At 64.5% G+C, this 21,885-nt stretch carries 23 protein-coding genes and 1 pseudogene; 12 read left to right on the top strand and 12 right to left on the bottom strand.

What is annotated here, in order from left to right; all coding sequences use genetic code 11:
- Positions 1-136 precede the first annotated feature (136 nt).
- Together rbfA and truB are read left to right on the top strand one after the other, a co-directional pair.
- Positions 137-568, top strand: coding sequence for a 30S ribosome-binding factor RbfA (gene rbfA, locus AC1DJT_RS12100; RefSeq protein ID WP_441492025.1), 432 nt, complete (start codon positions 137-139; stop codon positions 566-568).
- Positions 555-1,493, top strand: a complete 939-nt coding sequence (truB, locus tag AC1DJT_RS12095) for a tRNA pseudouridine(55) synthase TruB (RefSeq protein WP_476767842.1) — start codon at positions 555-557, stop codon at positions 1,491-1,493. The genes rbfA and truB overlap by 14 nt, the downstream gene beginning before the upstream one ends.
- A 342-nt stretch (positions 1,494-1,835) precedes the next feature.
- Here truB and AC1DJT_RS12090 read toward each other — a convergent pair whose 3' ends face one another.
- Positions 1,836-2,447 (bottom strand): NAD(P)-dependent oxidoreductase, encoded by a 612-nt coding sequence (locus tag AC1DJT_RS12090; RefSeq protein ID WP_441505096.1) that lies wholly within the window; start codon positions 2,445-2,447, stop codon positions 1,836-1,838.
- A 122-nt stretch (positions 2,448-2,569) separates the two neighbouring features.
- Here AC1DJT_RS12090 and AC1DJT_RS12085 point away from each other — a divergent pair, with 122 nt between their 5' ends.
- From AC1DJT_RS12085 to AC1DJT_RS12070, 4 genes are all read left to right on the top strand, one after another.
- Positions 2,570-2,956, top strand: coding sequence for a winged helix-turn-helix transcriptional regulator (locus tag AC1DJT_RS12085; protein WP_441492028.1), 387 nt, complete (start codon positions 2,570-2,572; stop codon positions 2,954-2,956).
- A gap of 153 nt (positions 2,957-3,109) precedes the next feature.
- Entirely contained in the window at positions 3,110-3,379 is a 270-nt protein-coding gene (rpsO, locus tag AC1DJT_RS12080) for a 30S ribosomal protein S15 (protein WP_476834129.1), read from the top strand.
- 318 nt (positions 3,380-3,697) lie between these two features.
- Complete coding sequence (pnp, locus tag AC1DJT_RS12075; RefSeq protein WP_441492029.1) at positions 3,698-5,872, top strand: polyribonucleotide nucleotidyltransferase; 2,175 nt, start codon at positions 3,698-3,700, stop codon at positions 5,870-5,872.
- A 134-nt stretch (positions 5,873-6,006) separates the two neighbouring features.
- Complete coding sequence (locus AC1DJT_RS12070) at positions 6,007-6,642, top strand: pyridoxamine 5'-phosphate oxidase family protein (RefSeq protein ID WP_476834134.1); 636 nt, start codon at positions 6,007-6,009, stop codon at positions 6,640-6,642.
- 117 nt (positions 6,643-6,759) lie between these two features.
- Here the strand turns inward: AC1DJT_RS12070 and AC1DJT_RS12065 are convergent, their stop codons facing one another.
- The 5 genes from AC1DJT_RS12065 to AC1DJT_RS12045 all read right to left on the bottom strand — a co-directional run bounded on the left by AC1DJT_RS12065 (position 6,760) and on the right by AC1DJT_RS12045 (position 10,661).
- Entirely contained in the window at positions 6,760-7,758 is a 999-nt protein-coding gene (locus AC1DJT_RS12065; RefSeq protein ID WP_476834128.1) for an adenosine kinase, read from the bottom strand.
- Between the two features lie 67 nt (positions 7,759-7,825).
- A complete protein-coding gene (locus AC1DJT_RS12060; protein ID WP_113515708.1) occupies positions 7,826-8,200 on the bottom strand; it encodes a helix-turn-helix domain-containing protein in 375 nt (124 codons plus the stop codon).
- Complete coding sequence (locus AC1DJT_RS12055; protein WP_441492031.1) at positions 8,197-8,754, bottom strand: Smr/MutS family protein; 558 nt, start codon at positions 8,752-8,754, stop codon at positions 8,197-8,199. The genes AC1DJT_RS12060 and AC1DJT_RS12055 overlap by 4 nt, the downstream gene beginning before the upstream one ends.
- A gap of 3 nt (positions 8,755-8,757) precedes the next feature.
- Entirely contained in the window at positions 8,758-9,933 is a 1,176-nt protein-coding gene (gene mltA, locus AC1DJT_RS12050; protein WP_476834127.1) for a murein transglycosylase A, read from the bottom strand.
- Positions 9,930-10,661: a Tim44/TimA family putative adaptor protein gene (locus AC1DJT_RS12045; RefSeq protein WP_441505102.1), complete on the bottom strand. Its 732-nt coding sequence runs from the start codon at positions 10,659-10,661 to the stop codon at positions 9,930-9,932. The genes mltA and AC1DJT_RS12045 overlap by 4 nt, the downstream gene beginning before the upstream one ends.
- 245 nt (positions 10,662-10,906) lie before the next feature.
- Here AC1DJT_RS12045 and secB point away from each other — a divergent pair, with 245 nt between their 5' ends.
- Both secB and AC1DJT_RS12035 read left to right on the top strand, forming a co-directional pair.
- The gene (gene secB / locus AC1DJT_RS12040) at positions 10,907-11,404 is read left to right on the top strand and encodes a protein-export chaperone SecB (protein ID WP_476834133.1); all 498 of its coding nucleotides are present in this window, start codon (positions 10,907-10,909) and stop codon (positions 11,402-11,404) included.
- Positions 11,405-11,587: 183 nt separating this feature from the next.
- Entirely contained in the window at positions 11,588-12,328 is a 741-nt protein-coding gene (locus AC1DJT_RS12035; RefSeq protein WP_476767844.1) for a TerC family protein, read from the top strand.
- A 30-nt stretch (positions 12,329-12,358) separates the two neighbouring features.
- On the opposite strand, the gene dnaQ is transcribed toward AC1DJT_RS12035, so the two are convergent.
- The 5 genes from dnaQ to AC1DJT_RS12010 are packed head-to-tail and all read right to left on the bottom strand — an operon-like array spanning position 12,359 to position 16,006.
- On the bottom strand, positions 12,359-13,066 hold the full coding sequence (dnaQ, locus tag AC1DJT_RS12030) for a DNA polymerase III subunit epsilon (RefSeq protein WP_476775123.1): 708 nt from the start codon (positions 13,064-13,066) through the stop codon (positions 12,359-12,361).
- Positions 13,059-13,685 carry a dephospho-CoA kinase gene (coaE, locus tag AC1DJT_RS12025; RefSeq protein WP_476767846.1) on the bottom strand — a complete coding sequence of 209 codons (627 nt, stop codon included), beginning with the start codon at positions 13,683-13,685 and terminating at the stop codon, positions 13,059-13,061. Before coaE ends, dnaQ begins: the two co-directional genes overlap by 8 nt.
- 15 nt (positions 13,686-13,700) lie before the next feature.
- Complete coding sequence (locus tag AC1DJT_RS12020; RefSeq protein WP_476767847.1) at positions 13,701-14,534, bottom strand: shikimate dehydrogenase; 834 nt, start codon at positions 14,532-14,534, stop codon at positions 13,701-13,703.
- An 18-nt stretch (positions 14,535-14,552) separates the two neighbouring features.
- Positions 14,553-15,179 carry a Maf family protein gene (locus AC1DJT_RS12015; RefSeq protein ID WP_441505107.1) on the bottom strand — a complete coding sequence of 209 codons (627 nt, stop codon included), beginning with the start codon at positions 15,177-15,179 and terminating at the stop codon, positions 14,553-14,555.
- Entirely contained in the window at positions 15,176-16,006 is an 831-nt protein-coding gene (locus AC1DJT_RS12010) for a pyruvate, water dikinase regulatory protein (protein WP_441492038.1), read from the bottom strand. Before AC1DJT_RS12010 ends, AC1DJT_RS12015 begins: the two co-directional genes overlap by 4 nt.
- Positions 16,007-16,464: 458 nt before the next feature.
- Between AC1DJT_RS12010 and hemE the strand changes: the two genes are divergently transcribed.
- From hemE to rho, 3 genes are all read left to right on the top strand, one after another.
- Complete coding sequence (hemE, locus tag AC1DJT_RS12005; protein WP_476767849.1) at positions 16,465-17,496, top strand: uroporphyrinogen decarboxylase; 1,032 nt, start codon at positions 16,465-16,467, stop codon at positions 17,494-17,496.
- A 13-nt stretch (positions 17,497-17,509) separates the two neighbouring features.
- Positions 17,510-17,935, top strand: a complete 426-nt coding sequence (hemJ, locus tag AC1DJT_RS12000) for a protoporphyrinogen oxidase HemJ (RefSeq protein WP_441492040.1) — start codon at positions 17,510-17,512, stop codon at positions 17,933-17,935.
- Between the two features lie 224 nt (positions 17,936-18,159).
- Positions 18,160-19,425, top strand: coding sequence for a transcription termination factor Rho (rho, locus tag AC1DJT_RS11995; protein ID WP_476834126.1), 1,266 nt, complete (start codon positions 18,160-18,162; stop codon positions 19,423-19,425).
- A gap of 110 nt (positions 19,426-19,535) precedes the next feature.
- Here rho and AC1DJT_RS11990 read toward each other — a convergent pair whose 3' ends face one another.
- Positions 19,536-21,539, bottom strand: coding sequence for a thioredoxin domain-containing protein (locus AC1DJT_RS11990; RefSeq protein WP_476767851.1), 2,004 nt, complete (start codon positions 21,537-21,539; stop codon positions 19,536-19,538).
- 50 nt (positions 21,540-21,589) lie between these two features.
- Between AC1DJT_RS11990 and AC1DJT_RS11985 the strand changes: the two are divergent.
- Positions 21,590-21,885: pseudogene (locus AC1DJT_RS11985) on the top strand (hypothetical protein); the annotation flags it as partial.

Genomic DNA, 21,885 nt, shown 5'->3' with positions numbered 1-21,885 from the left:
CCGGGCTTGTCCCGACCGCCTGACGATCACGAGCGCCCGCTCCTTCGCAGAACCTTGACGTCATGGCCGGGCCAAGCCCGGCCATGACGTTTCTACGATCCACGCTCATCCGGTCCGAGTCCGGAGATCGAGAACCATGGCAAGACCAGCAAAACCCAGCGGCCCCTCGCAGCGACAATTGCGCGTCGGCGAACTCATCCGTCACGCACTGGCCGAGATGCTCGCCCGCGGCGACATTCACGACGACGTGCTGGCGAAGCATGTCATCACCGTGCCGGAGGTGCGCCTCTCGCCCGATCTCAAGCTCGCGACGGCCTACATCATGCCGCTCGGCGGCAATGACATCGCGCCGGTCCTGAAGGCGCTCGATGGCCACAAGCGCTATATCCGGGGCGAGATCGCCCATCGGGTGAACCTGAAATACGCGCCCGATATCCGCTTCCGCCAGGATGAGAGCTTCTCGGAGGCCGAACGCATCGATGCGCTGCTCGATTCCGATTCGGTGCGCCGCGACACGCTGCGCCAGCCCCTGAAGATCGACCAAGACGACCATCATGACGACGAATAGCGAGACAGTGGCGCCTCCGCACGCGCAGCAGCCCCGCCCGAAGAAGCGCGACGTGCATGGTTGGGTGGTGCTCGACAAGCCCGTCGGCATGACCTCGACCCATGCGGTCAGCGTGGTGAAGCGCGCCTTCAGCGCCAAGAAGGCCGGCCATGCCGGCACGCTCGACCCCCTCGCTTCAGGCCTGCTGCCGATCGCGCTGGGCGAGGCGACCAAGACAGTCCCCTTCGTCATGGATGGCCGGAAGGCCTATCAGTTTACCGTCGCCTGGGGCTCGCAGACCGAGACCGACGATACCGAAGGCCGTGTGATTGCGACCTCGGAGCTACGCCCGCAGGAATACGCCATCGCGGCCCTGCTGCCGCGCTTCACGGGCACGATCCTGCAAACGCCCCCCAAATACTCAGCCATCAAGATCGCCGGCGAGCGCGCCTATGACCTCGCCCGGGATGGCGAAGAGGTGGTGCTGCAGCCCCGCCCGGTCGAGATCGATGCGCTGTCGATCGTCAGCCATGACGGCGCGACGACGACGTTCGAGGCCGAATGTGGCAAGGGCACCTATGTACGCGCCATCGCCCGCGATCTCGGCGTTGCGCTCGGCTGCCTCGGGCATGTCGCCCATCTCAGGCGCACCCGCGTCGGCCCCTTCACGGTGACCGAGGCGACGACCGTCGAGACGTTGCGCAGCAGCCAGGAAGAGGCCGAGGGCGCACTCCGGCCGGTCGCAGCAGCGCTTGAGCTCATTCCGGAGATCGTGGTCCATCGCGATGCGGCCCTGCGGCTGAAGCGTGGCCAGAGCGCACTATTGCGCGGTCGCGATGCGCCGATCGAAGCCGAGGCTGTCTATGCGACCAGCGGCGGCGTGCTCATCGCCACTGGCTCGATCAGCAATGGCGAGCTGGTGCCGCACCGGGTCTTCAATCTCTAATCCATGCGGTCGGATCCCGTATCCAATCCCATGATTCAACCCCCTGGGTTTGCGTCGGCCTTTCCGAAAGCCGCAATCCACTTTTCGGGCCGATGCTTCAGGCCGGGACGAGACTGAACTGCGTGGCGCGCAAGCGTGCAGCGTCACGCAGGGGCGGTGCTCCGAACAGGCGACTTGTACTTCCAGCTGAACTGCGGCGGGCTTTCATAGCCCGCCCTGAAGCCCGCCAAGGCGGCATCGAACAACTCCGGCCTAGCCGGGTCCGGCATCATGCCGGAGCCAGGCGGCGGCCTGCATCTCGGCCGCCGCCGCTACCAGAAAGCCTGAATTGCTCGCGATGGTTCAGTAACCGACCGTGAAGCGCTGGCGCGAGTGGGCAGGCTTCTCCAGTTCGTCGACCAATGCGATCGCGTAGTCCTCGGCCGAAATCGCGCTCTTGCCCTGCGCATCGACCAGAAGCTGATCCCTGCCGAGGCGGAACTTGCCGGTGCGCTGGCCGGGCTGGATCAGCGCCGAGGGTGACAGGAACGTCCAGTCCAGTTGGCTCTCACCCTTGAGCAGCTCGAGGAAGGCGCCGCCCTTCTTCGCCTCTGCCAGATAGATCGCCGGGAACTCCGGCGTGTCGAACAGCTGCTTGCCTGGCGCGACCTCGAGACTGCCCGCGCCACCGACGACGAGATAGCGCTTCACGCCGGATTGCTTGACGGCGGCCAGCAGAACCGCCGGGTCGCTCGCGGTGAAATGCACGGCACTGATCACCGCGTCATGGCCAGCGAGCACGCTGGCCAGCCCGTCGCGATCGAAGACGTCGCCTTTCAACGGCGTCACACCAGTCGCCGCTGCGACCTTTCCGGGGTTGCGGGTGATCGCCGAAACCGCGTGTTCGCGGGCGGACAGCTCGGCCAGCAGGCGCGAGCCGATGAAGCCGGTAGCGCCGATGAGAGCGATTTTCATGAGATCTGCCTTTGGCTAGTATCTTTCAGGAACCAACATCCTGTGCGATACTAGATGGAGGCAGCGTGGAGCCTCGTAAAGAAGGCACTTTCACGCGACATGGTCACCTGAGGGAAACCACGATGCTGCAACGCCCGGACGCCTTCAACGCCCAATGCCCGACCCGCCAGGTCCTCGACCGCATCGGCGATAAATGGGCGGTGCTGATCCTGATTCTGCTCGGAGAGGGGACGTTGCGCTTCAACGAGCTGCGCCGACGCATCGACAACATCTCGCAGAAGATGCTGTCGCAGACATTGCGGAGCCTGGAGCGCGATGGGTTGATCAGCCGCGAGGCGTTCCCCACCGTGCCCGTAACTGTCGAGTATTCGCTGACCGAACTCGGCCGCACGCTTGCAGCAACCGTGCACGGATTGACGCGCTGGGCCGAGACCCATATCGGCGAGGTCGAGGAAGCGCAGAGGCGCTACGACCACGGTCTGCCCCGGCCTGCCTCGTCGCCGCGCTAGCGTTTTACCCAGATTCGTGTATATCCCGCGCCAACCGGCCTTGCGGCTGGCTGCGCATCTCCTCCGTGATGAGGTGGATTGCGGGTTCCGGACCTTGCTGGACGACATCCCGGCCTGGCCCGCCAGATCAACATTCAACTGAAGGATCACACGATGTCGATTACGCCGGAGCGCAAGACCGCGCTCGTGAAGGAACATGCCACCAAGCMGAATGACACCGGTTCGCCGGAGGTCCAGGTCGCGATCCTGACGGAGCGCATCAACAACCTGACCGGTCACTTCAAGTCGCATGTCAAGGACAACCACTCGCGTCGCGGCCTGCTGAAGCTGGTTTCGCAGCGCCGTTCGTTGCTCGACTATCTCAAGGGCAAGAGCGAAGCGCGCTACAGGACGCTGATCGAGAAGCTCGGCATCCGCCGCTGATCGATCGCAAGAGCTTCCCGCCCGGCACCGATCGGTTCCGGGCGGTTTTTCCAGAGCATGATGCCGAAAGGTGGGAACCATCTTTCGGGCGACATGATGCTCCTACTCCAGGGTCTGGCCGCAATGGTGCGGCGCCCTGACTCCAACGCGGCGGCCGCATGGGTGGCTTAGCCGCAGGCCTCCGCCGGACGCCCCGACGTCCATGGCAGGATCGCCGAGCGCTCGGGCGCAATGCTCACCGTCTCCCGAGCTTTCCGCCGTCTTGCCCATGGGCTTGAGACGTCCGGACGTGTGCCACATCCGATCCGAAAGAGAACCATGTTCGACATCCAAACCGAAGAGCTGATCTGGGGCGGGCGCAAGCTCGTGCTCGAAACCGGCAAGGTCGCCCGCCAGGCCGACGGCGCCGTGCTCGCCACCTATGGTGAGACCGTCGTGCTCGCCACCGTCGTCTCGGCCAAGGAGCCGAAGCCGGGCTTCGACTTCTTCCCGCTGACCGTGAACTACCAGGAAAAGACCTTCGCGGCCGGCCGCATCCCGGGCGGCTACTTCAAGCGCGAAGGCCGCCCGAGCGAGAAGGAGACCCTGGTCTCCCGCCTGATCGACCGGCCGATCCGCCCGCTTTTCGCCGACGGCTACAAGAACGACACCCAGGTGGTCTGCACCGTGCTCCAGCATGACCTGGAGAACGACCCCGACATCGTTGCGATGGTCGCAGCTTCGGCCGCACTGACCCTGTCCGGCGTGCCCTTCATGGGCCCGGTCGGCGCCGCCCGCGTCGGTTATTTCGACGGTGCCTACAAGCTCAACCCGCTGGTCGACGAGATCAAGGAATCGGGCCTCGACCTCGTCGTCGCCGGTACCCAGGACGCCGTCCTGATGGTCGAGTCGGAAGCCAAGGAACTCTCCGAAGAGATCATGCTCGGCGCCGTGATGTTCGGCCACAAGCATTTCCAGCCGGTGATCGACGCCATCATCCGTCTGGCTGAAAAGGCCGCCAAGGAGCCGCGCGACTACCAGCCGGCCGACCAGTCGGCGATCCTCGACGCCGTGCTCAAGGTTGGCGAAGCCGAGCTCCGCGTCGCCTACAAGATCACCGCCAAGGCCGAGCGCTATAAGGCTGTCGACGCCGTCAAGGCGAAGGTCGTCGAGGCGCTGGTCTCGGCCGAGCCGGATGGCGTGAAGACCTTCACCAAGGAACAGGTCGCCGGCCAGTTCAAGGAAGCCCAGGCCAAGATCGTGCGCTGGAACATCCTCGACGACGGCATCCGCATCGACGGTCGCGACGTCAAGACGGTCCGCAAGATCGTGGCGGAAGCTGGCATCCTGCCGCGCACCCACGGCTCGTCGCTGTTCACCCGCGGCGAAACCCAGGCGCTGGTCGTGACCACGCTCGGCACCGGCGACGACGAGCAGTTCATCGACTCGCTGGAAGGCACCTACAAGGAAACCTTCCTGCTGCACTACAACTTCCCTCCCTACTCCGTCGGCGAGACCGGCCGGATGGGTTCGCCCGGCCGCCGCGAGATCGGCCATGGCAAGCTCGCCTGGCGCGCGATCCGTCCGATGCTGCCGGCCAAGGGCGAGTTCCCCTACACGATCCGCGTCGTCTCGGAGATCACCGAGTCGAACGGCTCCTCCTCGATGGCCACCGTCTGCGGCACCTCGCTGGCGCTGATGGATGCCGGCGTGCCGCTGAAGGCTCCGGTTGCGGGCATCGCCATGGGCCTGATCCTGGAAGGTGAGCGCTTCGCGGTGCTCTCCGACATCCTCGGCGACGAGGATCATCTCGGCGACATGGACTTCAAAGTGGCCGGTACCGCTGCGGGCATCACCTCGCTGCAGATGGACATCAAGATCGCCGGCATCACCGAGGAGATCATGCAGGTCGCGCTTGGCCAGGCCAAGGGCGGTCGTGACCACATCCTCGGCGAGATGTCCAAGGCGCTCTCCACCTCGCGCGCCCAGCTCGGCGAATATGCCCCGCGCATCGAGACGATGAAGATCCCGGTCGACAAGATCCGCGAAGTCATCGGTTCGGGCGGCAAGGTCATCCGCGAGATCGTCGAGAAGACCGGCGCCAAGGTGAACATCGAGGACGACGGCACCATCAAGATCGCCTCGGCCGACGGCAAGTCGATCGAAGCCGCGATCAAGTGGATCAAGTCGATCGTCTCGGAAGCCGAGCCGGGCATGATCTATGACGGCACCGTGGTGAAGATCATGGAGTTCGGCGCCTTCGTGAACTTCTTCGGCGCCAAGGACGGCCTCGTTCACATTTCCGAACTGGCCGCCCAGCGTGTCCAGAAGGTCTCGGACGTCGTCAAGGAAGGCGACAAGGTCAAGGTCAAGTTCCTCGGCCAGGATGAGCGGGGCAAGATCCGCCTCTCGATGAAGGTCGTCGACCAGGAGACGGGCGAGGATCTGACCGAGAAGCTCAAGGCTGCCCGCGACGCCGAGAAGGCCCGCGAGAAGCAGCCCGCCAGCGAGTAAGCTCCGGCTTCATCGCCAGACCACAGGCGCCCCGCATCTCACGATGCGGGGCGTTTTCTTTTTTGCGGTGCGAAGGGGCTGGCGCTCACGCCTGTCTCCCAATAGTCTAGACTTATTGGTTCTTGGAGATCGGCATGACCGACCACAGCATCACTTCGCTCGAGACGCTCGCCGCCCGGTATCCGAACCCCGTCGCGCCCGCCTCGGTCGCCAAGGAGATCGACCATGTCGACGAGAACTATGCTGCGCTGATCGCCGCCTCGCCCTTCATGGTGCTCGCGACCAACGGTCCGGAGGGCCTGGATTGTTCGCCGCGCGGGGATCTGCCGGGCTTTGTCACGGTCCGGGACGCGAAAACGCTCCTGATTCCAGACAGAAAAGGCAATAACCGTCTGGATTCATTAAGAAATATTCTGTTCGATCCGAGAATCGGAATGCTCTTCCTGGTCCCCGGATACAGCGAAACCCTGCGGGTGAACGGCACAGCGACGCTTTCGATCGACCCCGAGCTCTGCGCGCGCTTCGAGATGGCGGGAAAGCTGCCGGCCTGCGTGATCGTGGTCGATGTGGAACAAGTCTACTTCCAGTGCTCGCGCGCCGTGGTCCGGGCCGACCTTTGGAACCCGGCCAAACATGCCGACAGGCGTGAGTTGCCAAGCGCCGGACAGATCCTGCGTGACATCACTGCGCGGAACGAGGCGATCGAGACCTTTGACGGTGCTGCCTATGACAAGGCGCTGCCGGAGCGCGTGAAGGCGACGCTGTACTGAATCGTCGTGCGCGGCTGCACTGCCGGGCCGCCGCGTCTTGCGACGCGGCTCGTGAAAAGGCGTGCCATGATCGAGACCCGCCCGACCATGACACGCCGAACCTGAAACCCKATCAGGTCACAGCAAGCCGTTATCGCCCGCCAGCACCTTCAGGTTCACATCCGGCCTTGCACCGACATGGCTGATGATCTCGGCGGCGGCCAGCGCGCCGAGCCGCAGCGAGTCCCGCACCTCGCGGCCCGAGGTCAGGCCGAAGAGGAAGCCCGCGGCGAAGAGGTCGCCCGCGCCGGTTGAATCGACGATGCGCTCCACCGGGAAGACCGGTTCGGCGACGATGCCGTCAGGCGTCACCGCCAGAGCGCCCTTCTCCGAGCGCGTCACCGCCGCAATGATATTCTCCGCGCGCAACGCAGCGAGCGCGCTGTCGAAATCGCCGGTCTGGTAGAGGCTCTTCAGCTCGTGCTCATTGGCGAAGACGATATCGACCAGCCGGTTGCGGATCAGCCCGAGGAACTCGTCGCGATAACGATCCACGCAGAAGGAATCCGACAGGGTGATCGCGACACGGCCGCCAGCTGCATGGGCAAACTCCGAGGCCTTGCGGAAGGCTTCCTTGGCCGCCGGCGGATCCCAGAGATAGCCCTCGAGATAGATGATGTCGGCGTTCTGGACCGTATCCTTGTCGACATCCGCGACAGTGAGGCCCTGGCAGGCGCCGAGATAGGTGTTCATCGTGCGCTMGCCATCAGGCGTGACGAAGATGAAGGAACGGGCGGTCGCCGGACCATCGGCCGCGAAAGCCGTATCGAAGCTGACGCCCTGCGAGGTCAGGTCATGCCGGTAGAGCTTGCCGAGCTCGTCCTGCTTCACCTTGCCGATGAAGGCGCCCTTGCCGCCAAAGGAGGCAAGGCCCGCGATGGTGTTGGCGGCGGAACCACCCGAGATGACCTTGGCCGGGCCCATCGCCGCGTAGAGCGTCTCGGCACGGGGCTCGTCGATCAGCATCATCGCGCCCTTGGTCAGCTCATGCGCGACCAGAAAATCCTCTTCCGCGCGAGCGATGACATCGACGATGGCGTTGCCGAGCGCCAGGACATCATAACGGGCATTTTTCATGAAGGAGTTCCGTGGGTTGGCGAGGATGGGACGAATGATGGGCGTTTCGCATCAGGACCCGATGCGGTCAAGCACGGCCGCGCCGGCGACTGGCCTGGTCAAGCACGGCGCGCAGCGCGGCGAGTTCGTCGGGGCCGAGTTCGGCGATCTCAAGGGCAAGCCGGTTGGCGACCAGCGTCGCCTCCGGTGCCAGTCCCGCAGTATCGACCGTGATGCGGGGGTGGGAGAGCTCGGCGAGACGAACGAGTTCGTCAGCCTCGTCCCAGATCACGCCGAGCAAATGGATCACGCCCTGGATCAGCGCAAAGGTCGGCTGGCCGCGCTTGCCATGCTCAAGGGCCGAGAGATAGGCCGGCGTGACGCCCAGCGCCGCGGCCATTCCGGCCAGCGTCACGCCGCGAGCTGCGCGCAGCTCCCGAACGCGCTGGCCAAAGGGTGTCACGCGCCGCTCTCACGGTGCCGGCGCAGACGGATATAGAGCGCGCCGGCGCCGCCATGGCGCTGCTCGGCCTCCTCGAAGCCGACGACGAAAGGGCGCAGATCAGGTAGCCGCAGCCAGTGCGGCACGCTGCGGCGCAGGACGCCACGCTCTTCGCCGAAAATCGCATCGCCCGCGGCGCCCTTGCCCGTCACGACCAGCGCCAGCCTGGTGCCGCGCGCCTGCTCGCGGCGCAGAAAGGCACATAGCGCCGCATGAGCGGCATCCTGCCGCAGGCCGTGCAGGTCGATCACCGCCTCGACGGATTGGGTTCCGCGACGCAACTGGGTGCGCAGGCGGCGCTCGAGCGGCGCCAGCGGCGGCGGGGTGATCCTGGCCGGTTTGACGGCAACCACCAGAACAGGGGCGGCAGCCTCAGTTGGAGGTGGCGCCGGGGCCGCTGCAGGCTCCTCAGGCGGCGGTGCGGCGCGCCCCCGCAGTGGCGTCACCGAACGTGCAACCTGCCGCCACAGGGCAATCTCGGCCTCCGACAGGGTCTTCTCGCGACGGCGGCGCATTCCTCAGCGCGCCTCCGCCCGCGGCCAGAGCACCGTGAAGTCAAAGGAATGGCGGACCAGCCCGGCGCGATGACCCGCCGCCTGGCCGGAACCGACGAACAGGTCGACCCGCGACGGTCCGACGATGGCGGATCCCGTATCCTGCGCAATCATCAAGCGCGACAGCCGCTCMATGTCGCCGCTGCCGGTGGGAATTGTCGCATCGATCCAGGCCGGCAGTCCGTAGGGCCAGATGGCGCGGTCGACGGCGATGCTACGCAGCGGCGTCAGGGGCAAACCCGCACCACCGATCGGCCCCGACTCGGCCGGCAAGTCGTCCTTGCGGGCGAAGAAGACGAAGGAGCGGTTCAGGCGGATCAGGTCCCGGGCAAAACCGGCATCGGCCTTCAACCGAGCGACCAGCTTGTCCATAGTCATCTCGGCCGGCGGGATGTTCTCGCGCTCGCTGAGCACCCGGCCGAGTGAGGTATAGGCGTGGCCGTTGCGGCCGGAATAGACCAGCCGGACGACCCTGCCGTCCTGCAACCGAACCCGGCCGGAGCCCTGCACCTGCAACACGAAGCGGTCGACCGGATCGCGCAGCCAGGCGATTTCCAGGCCCTGCCCGTCGAGTGCGCCACTCTCGATCGCCGTCCGATCGGGATAGGGCTCTAGGCCCCGGGGAGTGCGGCGGGCGGCGGACAAGGCAGGTTCCAGCCCTGGCCAAGCGTCGCCTGCAAGGCGCGTCACCAGATCGGCAGGGCGGGCATAGAGCGGCGTTGGGAACTGGACGGAGGGGGTGAGCGAGCCTTCGAACTCCGGCTCGAAATAGCCGGTCATGAAGCCGCCCTCGGCGCCGCTCGGCCGGATGCGCCAGAAACTGAAACGCTCCTCGAAGAAGCGACGCGCCGCCGTCCGATCGACCGGCCCGCGAGCCGTCAGCCTGCCGGCTTCGGCGCAGACAGCGGTGAGCGCAGGGGGGATCGGGGCGCCTTGCCGAAGCGGGGGGTTGGCAGCGCAGCCAGCTGCGAAAATCGTCAGCGCAATGCGGTGATCGTCATCCGGCCATCCCGCTATTGCGCCGGGAGAGATGACCTCTGCGCGGGCGCCGGGCGGCAAGCTCGGACCGGCGGGCGCTTGTGTCATTGCAGCGGACAACATGGCGGCCACCAGCGCAATGCGCCCGAGGCCACGGGTCACGCGCCGGCTTCGGTCGCGACCAAAAGCCAATTCGGGTCGCGGCTGCCGAGCTGACGCGAGAAGGTCCAGATATCGTTGACCTCCGAAACCGCCTCGGCGCTGCCGTCGACCACGACGCCCTGTGCATCACGGACAACACTGATCAGCTGCGAAACGAATGCGATCGTCACCTGAGCGGTCTTGCCCTTGACGTCGACGGCGGTGATCTCGGCCTTGTCGATCGAGACGAAGGAGGATTCCGCCTTCTCGCCGCGCTTCTCGCGGTCGGTAATCGCCTGCTCGAAGCCATCATAGACTTCCTTGGCGAGGAGGCCCTTCAGGACCTTGCGGTCGCCGCGGGCGAAGGCGGTGACGATGGTCTCGTAAGCGGATTTCGCACCCTGCAGGAAACCCTTCGGGTCGAAATCCTGCTCCTGGCGAACGATGGCCTCGATGCCGGCAAGGATCGGCGAATCCGCAGGCGCAATGTCCTTCCAGCGCTCGGCCGCAGGAACGGCTGTCGCAGCGGGATCATTGGCTGCGCCCGGCAGGCGAATGACATTGTCGCGCTTGGCCTCGGGAGCGCCGGCCTGATCAGGTCGCATCGGCGGCGTCTCACGCCGCGCGAAGGGATCCTTTGGCGGCTGCTCGCTGCCGGTCTTCTGGCCAAGCACGGAGCGAAGCTTCCAGGCGACGAAAACGGCCAGAGCCAGGAAGACCAAAGTCGTCATGTCGAAGGAATTTTGCATCGAACGCTGATCCGGAACCCCAGTGACCGCCTCGCATCAACGGCGGCGGTCGGCCGGCCGCCGCATGCGATATGGTGATCAAGGCTCGTAACATCCACCCCCGAGCTTGTGAAGGCGGCTTCTTGTGCCTGAGGAAGCTCCATGATAGCCGACGCAAGCATTGCACCGGGGAGCGGTGCGCAGTCCCGGGCGCCGGCAAGGCGTGGGATTTCCCGATTAAAGCCTGCCAGACGATGATGGGACCGATGGCCAACGACATCCCCAACGGCAACGGCGCGAGCGAGGCGAACGCTCAGCCGAGCATGAATGCCCTGATCCAGTACACCAAGGACTTCTCCTTCGAGAATCCGAAGGCGCCCCGCGCCCTCGGCCAGCAGAACGAGCAGGGCCCGCAGATGTCCCTGCAGGTCAACGTCTCGACCACCGCGCTGTCGGAGACCGATTACGAGACCGTGCTCCAGCTCGAGGGCAAGGCCGTCCTGAACAACGAGACGCTGTTTGCGTTCGATCTCAGCTATGCTGGCGTGTTCCGGCTGCTGAACATCCCGCAGGAGCATATTCACCCCGTTCTGGTGATCGACTGCGCGCGGCTGCTGTTCCCGTTCGCCCGCCAGATCATCGCGGACGCGGTCMAGACCGGCGGCTTCCCGCCTTTCTATGTTCCGCAGATCGATTTCGCGATGCTGTATCAACAGCGCATGCAGGAGCTTCAGGCCCAGCAGCCGCAGGCGCCTAACGCCTGAGCGAGCCTGCCGCCTCCGCAAGCCGACGATATCGAAAGGGCCCTCGCGGGCCCTTTCTTGCATTTCAATCAATAATCGCGCGCATTTCGCAACGCCTTGCGCATCGGCAAGGCAAACTCCATCTCCCACATTCATTGAAGCGGGCGCCAATCCGGCGTCCGCATTTTGTTATGTGGAGACCCGATGGACCATCTGATGACGCTTGCTGCCGACCCCGCCGTATGGGCGGCTCTCGGGGCACTGATCGCCATGGAGGTTGTCCTCGGCATCGACAATCTGATCTTCATCTCGATCCTGACCAACAAGCTGCCTGAGGAGCAACGTTCGCTCGGCCGCAAGATCGGCATCGGGCTTGCCCTGTTCATGCGGCTCGCGCTGCTCGGTACCGTCGCCTTCATCGTGCAATTGACGGAGCCGATCGTCTCGCTCTTCGGCAAGGCCTTCTCCTGGCGCGATTTCATCCTGATCGCCGGCGGCCTTTTTCTGGTCTGGAAGGCGACGACCGAAATCCATCACAAGGTCGACGTCAATCACGGGCCCGATGTGTTCGACGGCGGCCGTGCGGCAACCGTGACCTTCGGCGCTGCGATCTTCCAGATCCTGCTGCTCGATCTGGTCTTCTCGATCGACAGCATCATCACGGCCGTCGGCATGACCGAGCATGTCCCGGTGATGATGATTGCGGTGATCGTCGCCGTGCTGGTGATGCTGCTGGCCGCCGACCCGCTGGCGAAGTTCATCGAAAAGAACCCGACGATCGTGATGCTGGCCCTCGGCTTCCTGCTGATGATCGGCGCCACGCTGATCGGCGAGGGTTTCGGCGCCCATATCCCGAAGGGCTACATCTACGCCGCCATGGCCTTCTCGGCGCTGATCGAGGGTCTCAACATGATGTCCCGGCGCGCCGATCGTAGCCGCGGCTGACCGACCCGAAGCTGAGCCGCCACAAGCGGCTCAGCTTTCCTTGGCCAGACCGAGATAGCCGCTCCAGAGCGGTGTCTTCAGGGTCAGGATGAAGCTCTCATGAGCGGCCATTGCCGCCTCGTCGAGGCAGGGGGCGAGCGGGCGCTGGCGCTGCGGCCGCTCGGAAAGATCGGCGAGACCGTTGCCGGGACCGGAAGCGCTGACCACGCCAAGTCCGAGATCGGCCTGTTTGCCTCCGATCAGCTCGATATAGACCTCGGCGAGAATCTCCGAATCGAGCAGCGCGCCGTGCTGGGTGCGCCTCGTATTGTCGATGCCGTAGCGCTGGCAGAGCGCATCGAGACTGTTCGAGGCTCCGGGATGCTTGCGTCGCGCCATCGCCAGCGTATCGACGACCAGCGATGGATCGATCGGGCCACGGCCGACACGCTTCATCTCCATGTTCAGGAAGCCGACGTCGAAGGACGCGTTGTGGATGACGAGCCGCGCGCCATCGATGAAGGCTGCAAACTCCTCGGCAATGGCCGCGAAGACGGGCTTGTCCGCCAGGAAGGCATCGGACAGTCCGTGGACCTTGAAGGCGCCTTCCGCCATCGCCCGCTCGGGGTTGATGTATTGATGGAAGGTACGGCCGGATGGGCAGTGATTGACCAGTTCGACGCAGCCGATTTCAACGACGCGATCGCCGCCATTGGCTTCGACGCCGGTCGTCTCGGTATCGAGAACGATCTCACGCATGCCTGGACGCCTTTTCTTGCCGGCTCCGGCCAGGACGGCCGGCCAATGCCTGGAGGATAGAGCGGACCTGCCTCTGTGCCACCAGCAAGCCATGCGAGGTGTCCACAAGGAAGTGAGCGTGCCGGCGCTTCTCGGCATCCGGCATCTGGCGCGCAAGGATCGCGTCCAGCTTCTCCGCCGTCATCTCCGGACGCGCCAAAACGCGGGCGCGCTGCACTTCGGCTGATGCCGTGATCACGACGACGGCGTCACAGCGATACCCTCCTCCAACCTCAAGCAGGAGCGGCACATCGAGGACCCCGATATCGCTCCCCGCTGCAATGCAGTTCTTGATGAAAGCGATCTCCTCCTCCCGCACCAGAGGATGAATGATCGCCTCCAGCGCGCGCAGGGCTTCGGGCTTGCCCACAACCATCGAGGAGAGTCGGGCACGATCCACGGCCCCATTTACTACAGTCTCCGGAAAGGCTGCCGCGATCGGTGCGACCGCCCTGCCCCGGTAGAGCGCATGGACGGTGGCATCGGCATCATGGACAGGCACGCCGTGGGCCCGGAACATCTCCGAGGTGGTCGACTTTCCCATGCCGATCGAGCCGGTCAGTCCCAGGATGAAGGTCATGCGGCACCCAGCGAATCAGGCGCCCAGGATATCGGCTTCGAGCCGGGCCCGCAGCGCCGGCGTGACCTTCGGGGTCACACCGAACCAGCGCGCGAAACCGGGGGCGGCCTGATGCAGCAGCATGCCGAGGCCATCGACCGGAACACCGCCGCGACGTTCCGCCTCTTCGAGCAGGGGCGTCCGCAACGGCACGTACACGATGTCGTCAACGATCGTGCCGGGGCGGAGCCTGGTGAGATCGAGATCGAGCGGCGGCTTGCCGTTCATCCCAAGCGCCGTCGTGTTGACGATCAGATCGGCCGATTCGACCAGCTCATGACGCCTTGACCAGTCCCGCGCCTCGACCGGAGCTCCAAGTGCCCGGGCAAGTTCCATGGCTCGGTCCGCGCTGCGGTTGACGAGGATGATCCGCTCGAGGCCGCGCGCCTTCAGTCCAAAACCGATCGCCCGCGCCGCGCCGCCCGAGCCAAGAATGAGAGCCGTTGCGACCCGCTCGCTCCAGCCGGGAACGCTGGCGTCGAGATGGGCGAGGAAGCCGGCAGCATCGGTGTTGTCGCCGAACAGGCGACCATCGTCACGCCAGATCGTATTCACCGCACCCATCGCGCGGGCGACGGGGCTGAGTTCATCGACCAGCAGCAGCGACGCCTCCTTGTGGGGAACTGTGACGTTGCCGCCCACGAATTCGCCGCTCCGCACCCGGGCCATGAACGACGAGAGTGCAGCCGGTGCGACATCGATGCGTTCATAGGATCCATCGAGCCCATGCTCGGCGATCCAGCTGCCGTGAATGAGCGGCGAGCGTGAATGGGCGATCGGGTGACCGATGACGAAACAGCGACGGGTCATGGAATTCAGATGTCCGGATCAATCGACGAGAGCGCCCTGCTCGCGCAGGGCCTCGAGTACGGCAAGGAGCGGGAGGCCGAGAATGGTGAAATGGTCGCCCTCGACGGCAGCGAAGAGCTGGGAACCAAGGCCCTCGAGCTGGTAGCCGCCAACGCTGGTCAGGATCGCCGGGCCAGCAAGTTCGACATAGGTCGCGATGAAATCGAGCTCGAGCCGCCGCATCGTCAGTCGTGCGGTCTGCCCGCCTTCAGCCAGGATCTCGCCGTCGCGCGCCAGCACAAAGGCGGAATGAAGCTCATGCGTGCGCCCAGCCAATGTCGCGATCTGCGCGGCGGCGCCAGGGAGATTCTCGGGCTTGTGAAAGATCTGGCCCTCGCAGGTCAACGTCTGGTCGGCGCCGAGCACGAAGCGGCCGGGCTTCATCACGGAGACATGCAGCGCCTTCGCGCAGGCAAGCGCGGTCGCGATCGCCTCGCCTTCGACACCCTGTGCGAGGAGCGGCGCCTCGGCGGCTCGCTCGTCGATGTCGGGCTTCAGGGTGTCCACCGGGATCCCGGCTGCGCGTAGCATCCCAGCCCGGGTCGTACTGCCGGAAGCAAGCAGCAGCGGCGCCGCTGCACGCCAGAGAGAGGGCCTCTTCGTCATGTCGCGATGAACTTCATGCGATGGTCGCGCAGCAGGTCGAGGATCGCTGCCGCCGTCTCCTCGATCGAGCGCCGGGTGACATCGATCACCGGCCAACCCCTGCGGGCGCAAAGCTTGCGCGACTGCGCGATCTCGTCGGCCACGGCTGTAGGGTCGACATAGGGCGTCTCATCATCCGCCTTCATCGAGAGCAACCGGTTCTGTCGAATCTGGACGATGCGCTCAGCGCTGGCGACCAGCCCGACGATCAACGGCTTTCTCAGCCGTTCAAGTTCGACCGGCAAAGGCACATGGGGGACCAGCGGTACGTTGGCGGTCTTGATACCGCGATTGGCGAGATAGATGCTGGTCGGTGTCTTCGAGGTTCGGCTGATGCCGACGAGGATGATATCCGCGCTTTCCAGATCGCCTCCAAGCTGCCCGTCATCATGCATCAGCGTGTAGTTCATCGCGTCGATGCGGCGGAAATATTCGGCGTTGAGGACATGCTGCGCGCCCGGCCGCGGCGACCCCGCCTGGCCGAGATAGGACTGGAACAGGGACAGCACCGGGTTCAGCACCGACAGACAGGGGCAGCCGAGCTCCTGGCAGAATTTCTCGAGCCGCTCGGCCCATTCCGCTTCGACGAGCGTGTAGAGCACGACCCCGGGCGAGGATTCGATCTCCGCCAGGACCCGGGCAAGCTGCGCCTCGGAGCGGACCAGCGGATAGACATGCTCGATGGCCGAGACCGATTCATATTGGGCGGCGGCGGCCCGGCTGACCGCAATCAGGGTCTCGCCGGTGGCATCGGACACCAGATGCAAATGAAAATAGTTGCGCGCCACGTGGGCTCCCGGGGCTTAACGAAGTTGCAACCTCTAGCGCGCCATATCGGCAATGCAAATTGTCGTCCTGGACCGGGACCCCCAGCGCTGACCGCGATGAGGGGTCACGCTGGTCATGGGGACTGCTGTGGACAACCGTACATCCGAGCGGAGCGCGGGACCGCGACTGTATAACTCCCTCTTTCCATCAACAGGCTGGCCCCTGGGGACACGTGGAGCGATGTTTCACGTGAATCATTTTAACGATCGGCAGCCCCGGCCGCGATTCTGATTTCTTACTAATCAGTTAAGGCGCCCCACCCCCCGGGCGATTCCACCCTGCGACATCGGCTCGCCCTGTGGACCGGTTGTGGACAAAGTTGGGCCGGGCTATTTGCCCCTGACCAAGAGTCAAAACAAAAGAATATCTCTCTAAGATTCTTTTAAGATTCAGACCTGAACGGCTGACCGGAGTGGGCATGGCGAACGAAGATCCGGTTTTCCTGCGGAGCCTTTCGGGCGAGGTGATGGCAAGGCCGCCGATCTGGCTGATGCGCCAGGCCGGACGCTATCTGCCGGAGTACCGCGAGGTCCGGGCCAAGGCAGGTGGCTTTCTCGAGCTCTGCTACAATCCGGCCTTTGCTACCGAAGTGACCCTTCAGCCAATCCGCCGTTTCGGTTTCGATGCAGCGATCCTGTTCTGCGACATCCTCGTCGTGCCGCATGCGCTTGGCCAGAAGCTCTGGTTCGTCCAGGGCGAAGGTCCGCGGTTGGAGCCCGTGGGCGATGCGAAGAGGCTAGGCGAGATCCACGAGGAGATCGACCGGGACGTGCTGGCGCCGGTCTACGAAACGGTTGGCAAGGTCAAGGCTGCCCTGCCAGGCAACACCGCCTTCATCGGCTTCTGCGGGGCGCCTTGGACGGTCGCGACCTACATGGTGGCTGGGCGGGGCACGCCGGATCAGGGTCCCGCGAAGGAACTCTTCACACGAGACCCGGAGCTGTTCGCCCGGCTGATCGACCGGATCGTGATGGCGTCCATCGCTCATCTCAACGCTCAGCTCGATGGCGGCGTCGATGCKGTGCAGATTTTCGACAGCTGGGCTGGCTCGCTTGGCGAAGATGATTTCATGCGTTGGTGCATTGCGCCGACCAAGCGGATCGTCGACGGAGTGCGGGCGCGTCATCCCAAGGCAAAGGTCATCGGCTTTCCCCGGGGGGCCGGCCGCCTGATTCCGAGCTATGTCAAAGCGACCGGGGTTGATGCTGTCGGGCTCGAGACGGACATCGATCGCGAATTTGCGCGGACGCAGATCCAGTCGCTGGCGCCGATCCAGGGTCACCTTGACCCGCAACTTCTCCGGGCAGGTGGTACCGAGCTGGAACGGGAGGTCGCCGCGATCCGTACCTCCTTCGGCGCCGGTCCCTTCGTCTTCAATCTCGGGCATGGCATCCTGCCGGATACGCCGATCGCTCATGTCGAACGCTTGATTGCGGCCGTCAGGTCATGATGAGGATGCAGTGATGCTGATCGACTGGATCAAGGCTTTTCACGTGATGGCGGTCATCTCCTGGATGGCCGGCATGCTCTATTTGCCCAGGCTGATGGTTTATCACGCGGAGGCGCAGACCGGCTCGGTGCAGTCCGAAACCTTCAAGATCATGGAACGCCGGCTCCTCAAGGGCATCATCAATCCGGCGATGATCGTGACCTGGGTGCTGGGTCTGTACCTCGCCTGGGCGATCTATGGCTTCAAGGGTGGCTGGCTGCACGGCAAGATTCTGCTCGTGGTCATCCTCTCCGCCATCCATGGCATCCTGGTCGGACGGGTCAGGGCCTTTGCCGAAGATCGCAACGACAAGTCGGCGCGCTATTACCGGATCATCAACGAAGTGCCGGCACTGCTGATGGTCGGAATCGTGATCCTGGTCGTCGTCAAACCGTTCTGAGCGACGCCGACGTTTCCGGCTTGAGAGTCCACGGGAAACCAGCTATCAAGCGCAACGCGACTTTTTGCGTCCTCCCTGTTGTCGATGGTTCGTGAGCTGGCTGCCGGTGCAGACGCTCATGGTGCGCATCCCCTGCGCACTGGTMCTTCCAGGCCCTGTCGAGCCCTCCACTGAGTCCCTGACCTCCGCCATTCGTGTGGGGGCGTTTACGATCCGGGTGCCCCATGCGGGAAATCAAGCTTCACGAACTCAAGGTCAAATCGCCGACCGAGCTTCTTGCCTTCGCCGAAGGCATGGAGGTCGAGAACGCCAGCACGATGCGCAAGCAGGAGCTGATGTTCGCCATCCTCAAGCAGTTGGCCGCCAAGGAAACCGAGATTCTCGGCGAGGGCGTGGTCGAGGTGCTGCAGGACGGGTTCGGCTTCCTGCGCTCCTCCGACTCGAACTATCTGCCGGGTCCCGACGACATCTACGTTTCGCCGTCGCAGATCCGCAAGTTCGGCCTGCGCACGGGTGATACGGTTGAAGGGCCGATCCGTGGACCCAAGGATGGCGAGCGCTATTTTGCGCTGCTCAAGGTCAACACGATCAATTTTGAGKACCYGGAGAAGATCCGGCACAAGATCCATTTCGACAACCTGACGCCGCTGTATCCGGACGAGCGTCTGCGGCTGGAAGTTCAGGATCCGACCAAGAAGGACTTCTCGCCCCGCGTCATCGACATCGTCGCTCCGATCGGCAAAGGCCAGCGCGCCCTGATCGTGGCGCCGCCGCGCACCGGTAAGACGGTTCTGCTGCAGAACATCGCGCAGTCGATCACCAACAATCATCCCGAGTGCTATCTGATCGTGCTGCTGATCGACGAGCGGCCCGAGGAAGTCACCGACATGCAGCGTTCGGTGAAGGGTGAGGTTGTGTCCTCGACCTTCGACGAGCCGGCCACGCGCCACGTCCAGGTCGCGGAGATGGTCATCGAGAAGGCCAAGCGCCTGGTGGAGCATGGCCGCGATGTCGTGATCCTGCTCGACTCGATTACGCGCCTCGGCCGTGCCTACAACACCGTGGTCCCCTCTTCCGGCAAGGTGCTGACCGGTGGTGTCGATGCCAACGCGCTGCAGCGGCCGAAGCGCTTCTTCGGCGCGGCCCGCAATATCGAGGAAGGCGGCTCGCTGACCATCGTCGCGACTGCGTTGATCGATACCGGCAGCCGCATGGACGAAGTCATCTTCGAAGAGTTCAAGGGCACCGGTAACTCGGAAATCGTGCTTGACCGCAAGGTGGCCGACAAGCGCATCTTCCCGGCGATCGACATCCTGAAGTCGGGCACCCGCAAGGAAGAGCTGATCACGCCGAAGGATGTGCTGCAGAAGACCTATGTGCTGCGCCGCATCCTGAATCCAATGGGACCGCAGGATGCGATCGAGTTCCTGATCGACAAGCTGCGGCAGACCAAGCAGAACTCCGAGTTCTTCGACTCGATGAACACCTGATCGGATCGGGAATCGCGACGCCGCACGAAGCTGCAGCGTCGGAGATCCAATACTTTCAGCGAGGCGGATCGGCAGTCATGCCGACCCGCCTTTCTTGTTTGGATCCGGGGTCACCGGCCAGCAGAAACGGCATCCTGCAATTGATTCGGATCCGTTACGGGAGGCAGGCAACGCCCGGCGAAACAGATGAAGGCGGCACCGCTGCCTGCAAGACGCGCCATGGAAGCGGCTGGGTGGTCCGATGGTAGCGCGCTGGGATCGGGGCAGTCGACGATCATCGTCGTCGTGTAGGGCAATGCCAGCGCAGCCGCGCGAAGACGTTCGCGTTCGGGTCCAGCCAGGATGATCTCGATGCCGTGCCGCGCCAGATGATAAGCATTGAGTACGGAGCCATGGGCGACCGGCGCGCGCTCGGCAGCGGCCAATGCTGCTGCGAGAAACCGTTCGGCCTGGGCCCTATCGGTCGGGGCTCCGCTCTTGGCCGCCAGACGAAGCAGGTTCCCTGCATGCACGCCATTAGCGTTCGGGACTGCGTCGTCGTGAGTCGGCCTCGGTACGACCGGAAGAACGGCGCTATCGCGTTGAGTCATACCAAGTAGACTCGTATCGACGTGGCGGTAGTACCGCCAGAGATGGGCGGACCAGCGCAGGGCGTGGTCAAGGAAATGCCGTTCCGATGTGGCGTCGTGGAGTGCCAGGGCCGCTTCGATCATCGCCGCGTGATCGAGGGCAAAGCCCGGGGTGATCAACCGGCCCGCGCGGTAGGAGTGAGCGAGGCCGTCGCCATGCTTCATTGATTCGGCGACGAAATGGTAGGCTCGCCGAGCAAGGGCCAGCCAGGCGGGCTCCGCGAGTAGACCGGAGGCTCGCACGAGCGCCGCGATCATCAGCCCATTCCAGTCGGCCAGGATTTTGTCGTCGCGGGCCGGAGGAACCCGGCGAGCGCGCAACGCCAGGAGATCCCGCCGGATGTTGGCCAATTGCTGCTCGAATGCCGGATCCGGATCGGGCGTGTCGAGCCGGTTGAGGATTGTGACGCCTTCCCAGTTGCCATGGGCGGTGACGTCATAGTGCCGGGCGAAGAGTTCTGCGTCGGCTGGCGTGAGATGGCTGGCCAGCTCCGATGCAGTCCAGACATAGAATTTGCCTTCGACCCCCTCGGAATCGGCATCGAGGCTGGAGGCGAAAGCGCCCTCCTGTAGCAGCATGTCCCGCTCAAGCCAGGTGACGATGCCCTGGGCCGCGCTGTGCGCCAGTGGATTGCCGCTGCGCTTCGCCTCGAGCGCATAGAGCCCGAGTAGCTGGGCATTGTCATAAAGCATCTTCTCGAAATGCGGCACGAGCCAGCGCTCGTCGACCGAGTATCGGGCGAAGCCGCCGCCGAGGTGATCTTGAATGCCGCCACGCGCCATGCGTTCCAGGGTGCGGGTCGCCGGCAGGAGTGTGGTCGCGTTCCCAGTGCGGCTGCCGTGACGCCAGAGCAGCTCGATCAGGCCAGGATTGGGGAATTTTGGTGCGCCGCGCAGCCCGCCATGCTGCGGATCGAAGGATTGGGCGATCTCGCTGGCGATCTGGTCGAGGTCAGGTTTGTATCGGGCTTCCGGGCTTGCTGCAGCCTCACTCTGCTCGAGTGCAGCCTTGATCGCGGCGGCATTGCGCGCGACCCGCTCGGGCTCTTTTGCGTGGACGGCCGCGATCTGCTGCAGCACCTGGCTGAAGGAGGGCCGTCCATAGCGCGCCGTTGGCGGAAAATAGGTGCCGCCCCAGAATGGCTGACGGTCGGCGGTGAGGAACATGGTCAGCGGCCAGCCCCCCTGTTCGCCCAGGCTGTGCAGCGCGTTCATGTAGACCTGATCGATATCGGGTCGCTCCTCCCGGTCGACCTTGATGTTGACGAAGCGCGCGTTCATCAGCGCCGCGGTTGCCAAGTCCTCAAAGCTCTCATGGGCCATGACATGGCACCAGTGGCAGGCGGCATAGCCGACCGAGAGCAGGACCGGGCGACCGCTTGACTTTGCCTCGGCAAAGGCTTCCTCGCTCCATTCCCACCAATGGACGGGGTTGTCCTTGTGCTGCAGGAGATAGGGGCTGGCGGCGGCCCCGAGACGATTCATCGACGGATCTCCCAGGCGGATCAGCGTCGCAACGGAAAGATGTGCTGCCTATGACGACCGGACAGGATTACCCAACGATTGTGGCGCTATCGTCGGCCAATGGCCGCGCCGGGGTGGCTGTCCTGCGGGTGTCCGGGCCGCAAGTTCGATTCGTCCTCGAAACAATTTCGGGCGTTATCCCCAACCCGCGGCATGCGGTGCTTCGACACCTGCGCCACCCCGTCTCCCACGAGGTGATCGATTCGGCTCTGGTCCTGTTCTTCCCGGGACCAGCGAGCTTCACCGGCGGAGGTGATCGATTCGGCTCTGGTCCTGTTCTTCCCGGGACCAGCGAGCTTCACCGGCG

It is taken from the genome of Allobosea sp. 05T422_2, assembly GCF_056396265.1.
Note: the sequence above shows the minus strand (reverse complement) of the source record. Positions and strands in the feature narration are given on the sequence as shown.